Below are 5,477 nucleotides of genomic sequence, written 5' to 3'. Positions count from 1 at the left end.
ATGCTGTGGAATAGCTGAACTTCTGAGGCGATCGCTTGGGTAAGCTCTTTGTTCATAATTATTTATAGTTGAAGTCTTTACTTAAGCTAAGTTTTGTGCATACTTGCTCAAGTGTGTATTTTCTTGGTTACTACCTAGTTTACCGCCGTAGGCATCGCTATTTTTCTGCAAACTCAAACCAATCCCAAATGCAATTTTAACGCCGCATCAATTAGTACCATCATCTCTTCGTTTAAACTACCTAATACTTCACCAGTAATTCGTTGCTTAGAAATTGTTCGCACTTGCTGCGCCTGTACTTTAGAAGGCTTCGTTAAACCACTAACCTCTGGATTAAGCAAAACTTCAAAGGGATAAACACGGTTCACATTAGAAGTAAGCGGTAAAATTGTTACGGTGGTAGCAGCACTATTACTTATATCATTACTAACAACTAGCACTGGACGACGTTTACCCATTTCTGAACCCATCACCGGACTAAGATTTGCGTAATAAATATCACCCTTACGGGTTCGGCAGTCGCTACAACGGGGGAAACCCCCGCAACGCGCTGCCTCACCACGTTTCATCTGTTAAACCATCTGCCACTGTCACATCCCAATCGTTATCAACTTCAGCAGACGCTTCTCGATAAGCTATCTTTAATTCTCGGTTTCGCAGCAATTCTAATGCTTCTTCAATTACTTGAGAACGAGATTTACATCCTTTATTGCGCTTGTAATTTTCGACAAACTCCACTAAAGATGATGATAAGGAAATAGAGAGTTTTTCTACATTCATATTCCTACCATTTAGTAGCAAAAATAATTCCTACTAATATACTAGCTTAATCTCAAAGCCCAACAGGTGCGATCGCTCAAGACAAATCTCTTATATGCCGACATTCTATATGAGTGCGATCGCACTTTCCCACAGGCGATCGCTTGCATAAGCTTTTGGTTCATAATTATCTCTACTTGGAGTCTTTGTAAGTCCTATTTTTGAAAAAAATTAGATCGTTCCGCTCCGCTACACTCAAAAAGGGTAAAGAAAATAAGGGCAAAGGGCAAAAGAGCTAAAGTATCAAGGGCTAAAGAGTCCTCCCAACCGCGCAGACAACACGAAAACCAATAATGTTGCTGATGTTGACGCGCTCCGCCCAATTGACGCCGTTGCGGGACGCGGAACGGCAGACCTTAGGATCGCTGATCCAGGAACCGCCCCGCAGCATTCGATATTGATTATTATCTATCCATGCACTTCCATCACTAGGCGCTCCTTTATAGCTGTCATGCCAAGTATCTTGACACCACTCCAAGACATTCCCGTGCATGTCGTATAATCCAAAGGCGTTGGGTGGAAAACTTCCTACTTCTGTTGTTTCTTGACGATATTTGCCCTTTGGTGCAGAAGCGTAGGTGTAATTCCCATCGTAGTTGGCTAACTCAGTCGTAATGGTTTCGCCGAAGTGAAATGGTGTCGTTGTTCCTGCACGACAGGCGTATTCCCACTCTGCTTCACTAGGTAGGCGATATTTACGCCCAGCCTTTTGACTCAGCTTTTTGCAAAATTCTACTGCTTCATTCCAGGACACTTTCTCTACAGGACGTTTTGCTCCCTTGAAGTTGGAGGGATTGCTACCCATTATTTGCTGGTACTGTTCCTGAGTCACTTGAAACTTGCCTATAAAAAAAGCAGGCACATTTACAGCGTGCTGTGGTTCTTCATTTTCGGTTCGATCATTTTCACCAGGTGGCGAACCCATCTTAAATGAACCAGCAAGAATCTCAACCATCTCCAGAGTTATGCCCTTGCCTAAGTCCTCCTTAAAGAACTTAGCTTGTTTGTTAGGATCTCGTTTAATTACCTGTCCCTTTTTATCTACCGTTACCGTTTCAAACTCAACCGTCCACAAGGGTAATCCCAATGCTTTAGACGCTTCTTTAGTAGGGGGAATATATTTAGGTTCAGCTACAGAAATAGGTGTCAATTTATTAGCAGGTTGATTAGTAGATTCAGGTGTCGGTGATTGACCCTTAAAAATTTCATGACCTATTACTGCTGTCACCAAACTTACACCTCCCAAGCCAGCCCACTTCAAAAACTTTTGTCGGGTTATTCGCTCTTGAGTCGGTTGAGTGGTTCGCTCTTGAGTCGATTGAGTGGGTTGAGTACGGCTTGGCTGCTGAATATACTGCTGTAATTGTTGGCGAGATTCTGCTTCCTCTTGCTGCCGTTGTTTCTCTGCATCCTGCTGCTTCAGTCGTACAGCTTCTTGTTGTTGTTTCTCTGCCTCCTGCTGCTTTAGTCGTACAGCTTCTTGTTGTTCTGTCTCTTGTTGCTGTCTGATTCTCTCTTGCTCTTTCCGGTATTCTCCTTCTGAAGATGATTGAATAATAATTACTTCAAGTGCAGCTATTTCCGCATCATTTAGTTCTAAAATTTGTTGAAAACGCTGAAGTTCTTCACGAGTTGTATCGCTAAGAGGATATTCAAACTGCATCGACTCTCTAAACACCTCTTCATACTGTTGCCGCTTGTGCCGATGTTCCTCGATCGCAGTAACAATTGGATTTTCAATTGCAGTCACATCCTCAGCATTCAGATTCAACGCTTGATGACGTTGCGTTAGTTGAGAGCGTTTGAAAGCACTGAGCGGATATTCTTGCCCAACAGCTTCTGTAAACTCCTGCTCATATTGCCGCAAGTTTGCTTGATGCGTTGCAATCTCCGCATTAATCCGCCTCTCGATCGCTCTCACATCCCCTTCACTCAATCCCAACGTCTGCCAGGTTTGCTGCAACTGCTTTTGCGTCACCTCATCTGGATAATGCTGGCGCTGCGTCGCCTTCACAAACGCTTGCTCATACTGCTGAAGTTTTTGATGATAGCTTTCAATCTGTGTTGTGATTTGCGCTTCAATTGGTGCAACATCTACATCCGTCAATTCCAAGCGTTGCTGCTGTTGGCGTAAATTATTCCGGGTTGCCTTGCTGAGAGGATATTCCTGCTGCGTGGCAGTAAAAAACAGCCGTTGGTAGTCCTGGAGTTTCTGGTGATATGCCTCTACCTCAGCCGTAATCTGAGATTCTATCGCGGCAATATCCCCATTCGCAAGCTCTAATTGCTGCTGGGTTTGCCGTAAGCGATCGCGGCTTGCTGCACTCAGGGGAAACTCCTGTCGCAGTGCCGTTGTAAACTCCTGCTGATATATTTGCAGGTTTTGCTGATGCGTCTTAAACCGTGCAGTCACTAGTGCCTCAATCGGCATCGTGTCCTCATTCCGCAGCCCCAAAATTTGCTGGAGATTTTGCAGATCGTGGCGATCGCTATCGGTAATTGTCTCGTCTCGCTCTAGTAGTTCGGTAAACACCTGCTGATACTGCTGGAGTTTTTCGCGGAACTCGTTGCGGTACGGTTCTAATATCTCATCTTCGATCACCTTGGCCTCAGTTGTCTCCAATCCCAAGCGAGTCCTCTGATAATCTAATGTGCGACGACCAACAAGAGAAATTTCGCCTCGATGAATAAATCGCGCTACCTCTTTACGATATCGCTGTCTGGGATCGCCCGGAGCCACCTTTGTCAGTCGAATTTTAAAGCCTTCTCGAATTGCATAGATTTCCGGCTTCATCGCCGGTTGAAGTTCTCGCACCTTCTGACTGGCGTATTCATGGAGTTCATCAATGGAGATAAATTCATCTTGATCGCGATCGGCTTCTCCCGATTTGATACCTTCAACCAAAAAACGAGTGTAAATCGATAAATCTTGCCCTTGTTCCTCAAAGGAATATTGAGTTGAAGTAGAAGAAGTCAATACGGCTCGTCCTTCACCGCCCAACTGCTCCCGGATGTCAATCGTGCCATCATCTTTGGCAGACATCCCCTCAGCAAACGCGCCACTAAAGCAGCTATCTAGAATTATCACCTGCCGCCGCGAGCGGCTTTCGCTCATGCGATCGTGAATAAAATTGGCAGACACCGACGTTGAGCGAATCAATTCGCCCTGCTGCGTCTTACTGGTGTTGCGAGTCGCCAGATACAGCCTACCGCGATCGTCTTTGATGCCGTGTCCTGAAAAGTACAGTAGCAGCAAATCATCCCTGTGCCGACCGGAGAACAGCATTTCGATCGCCATTTCTACAATTTGTCGCTCAGGATTTTTTAGCAGAGTAATATTTGATGCAGCAAATCCACCCATGTCTGGATGCAGCAGTACCTCGTACACTGCTTCTATGTCTCTAACTGCACTGGGTAAGGGGTTCAGCCCTGGTTCATACTCACTGACTCCAATCAGCAACGCTACCTTCGCCATTTAACTTACCTATGCTGCGATCAAATCTTATGCGGCTTTAATTTGTGTGTTGTTTTCTTCATACTAAGTTTTAGAATATCACCTATATCAATTGGACTAGTTATGAGCTAAATCTTTCCAGCAAAATTTACACCTATTTTTAGGTAAATAGACCACACGGTAGGGGCACAGCAATGCTCATAGGTGTCAACTTAACGTATAAGCTAGATTTGGCGAAGTTTCCAGGTTTGACCCTCACCGATTTGACACCCAATCCCCAATCCCCAATCCCTAATCCCCAGTCCCCAGTCCCCTTTACTATCTATAATTTTTCCTCTTAGCTGTTATGACCCTTTGCCCTGATTCTACCCTGAGCTTGGTTTCTCCCAGCATTAGCGATTGCCAACAAGTCGCCCCTTTAAAATTGGGAATTATGGCTTCTGGGAATGGCAGCAATTTTGATGTAGTTGCCCAAGCTATCCAAGATGGGCGGCTAAATGCCCAAATTCAAGTTTTAATTTACAATAACCCCTCGGCGAAAGCAGCCGTAAGAGCAGCTAATCGAGGTGTAGAAGCTGTTTTATTGAATCACCGCAACTATCAAAATCGAGAAGAATTTGATCAGAAAATTGTACAGACATTGCAGCACTATGATGTGGAATGGGTGATTTTAGCAGGTTGGATGCGATTGTTAACATCAGTTTTCATGGATGCCTTTCCTGATAAAATTATCAATATCCATCCTAGTTTGTTACCTAGTTTCAAGGGAATCCATGCTGTAGAACAAGCCTTAGCATCTGGGGTAAAAATTACTGGTTGTACAGCGCATATAGCTTGTTTAGAAATGGACAGTGGCCCAATATTAATGCAAGCCGCAGTACCAGTATTGCCGGATGATACAGCAGAAACACTCCACGCCCGGATTCAAATTCAGGAACATCGAATTTTACCATTAGCGATCGCTCTAGCAGCTTCTTCGTCAAAAACTACACTAAGCTCAATACACTTGGGTTAAGGAAATTTCTCGAGGCAGGGGAGGCAAGGGGAGAAAGAATTATTGGACAATAACTCTTTTTTCTCCCGTGTTTATCCGGAGCGGATTGCATCCTCTTCCACAAAGCTATTTACCAGAGTTCGCTTCAGTAACTTGATACGCTTGTAAAAGCCTAGCATGATCGAGAGTAAATCCTACTTGCATCGCTAT

5 protein-coding genes are annotated in these 5,477 nt (G+C 44.5%); 1 reads left to right on the top strand and 4 read right to left on the bottom strand.

Going from position 1 to position 5,477, the window contains the following annotated elements:
• Positions 1-173: 173 nt before the first annotated feature.
• The 4 genes from ACFFAP_RS24350 to ACFFAP_RS24335 form a co-directional block, all read right to left on the bottom strand.
• Positions 174-569, bottom strand: coding sequence for a type II toxin-antitoxin system PemK/MazF family toxin (locus ACFFAP_RS24350; RefSeq protein WP_375513629.1), 396 nt, complete (start codon positions 567-569; stop codon positions 174-176).
• The gene (locus ACFFAP_RS24345) at positions 556-780 is read right to left on the bottom strand and encodes a ribbon-helix-helix protein, CopG family (RefSeq protein ID WP_375513628.1); all 225 of its coding nucleotides are present in this window, start codon (positions 778-780) and stop codon (positions 556-558) included. Before ACFFAP_RS24345 ends, ACFFAP_RS24350 begins: the two co-directional genes overlap by 14 nt.
• 41 nt (positions 781-821) lie before the next feature.
• A complete protein-coding gene (locus tag ACFFAP_RS24340) occupies positions 822-944 on the bottom strand; it encodes a hypothetical protein (protein ID WP_375513627.1) in 123 nt (40 codons plus the stop codon).
• Positions 945-1,069: 125 nt separating this feature from the next.
• Positions 1,070-4,294 (bottom strand): SUMF1/EgtB/PvdO family nonheme iron enzyme, encoded by a 3,225-nt coding sequence (locus ACFFAP_RS24335; RefSeq protein ID WP_375513626.1) that lies wholly within the window; start codon positions 4,292-4,294, stop codon positions 1,070-1,072.
• A gap of 325 nt (positions 4,295-4,619) precedes the next feature.
• On the opposite strand from ACFFAP_RS24335, the gene purN reads away from it, so the two are divergent.
• Positions 4,620-5,288: a phosphoribosylglycinamide formyltransferase gene (purN, locus tag ACFFAP_RS24330; RefSeq protein ID WP_375513625.1), complete on the top strand. Its 669-nt coding sequence runs from the start codon at positions 4,620-4,622 to the stop codon at positions 5,286-5,288.
• Positions 5,289-5,477 lie beyond the last annotated feature (189 nt).

Origin of the sequence: uncultured Nostoc sp. (assembly GCF_964245575.1) — a bacterium.
GTDB lineage: Bacteria > Cyanobacteriota > Cyanobacteriia > Cyanobacteriales > Nostocaceae > Nostoc.
Note: the sequence above shows the minus strand (reverse complement) of the source record. Positions and strands in the feature narration are given on the sequence as shown.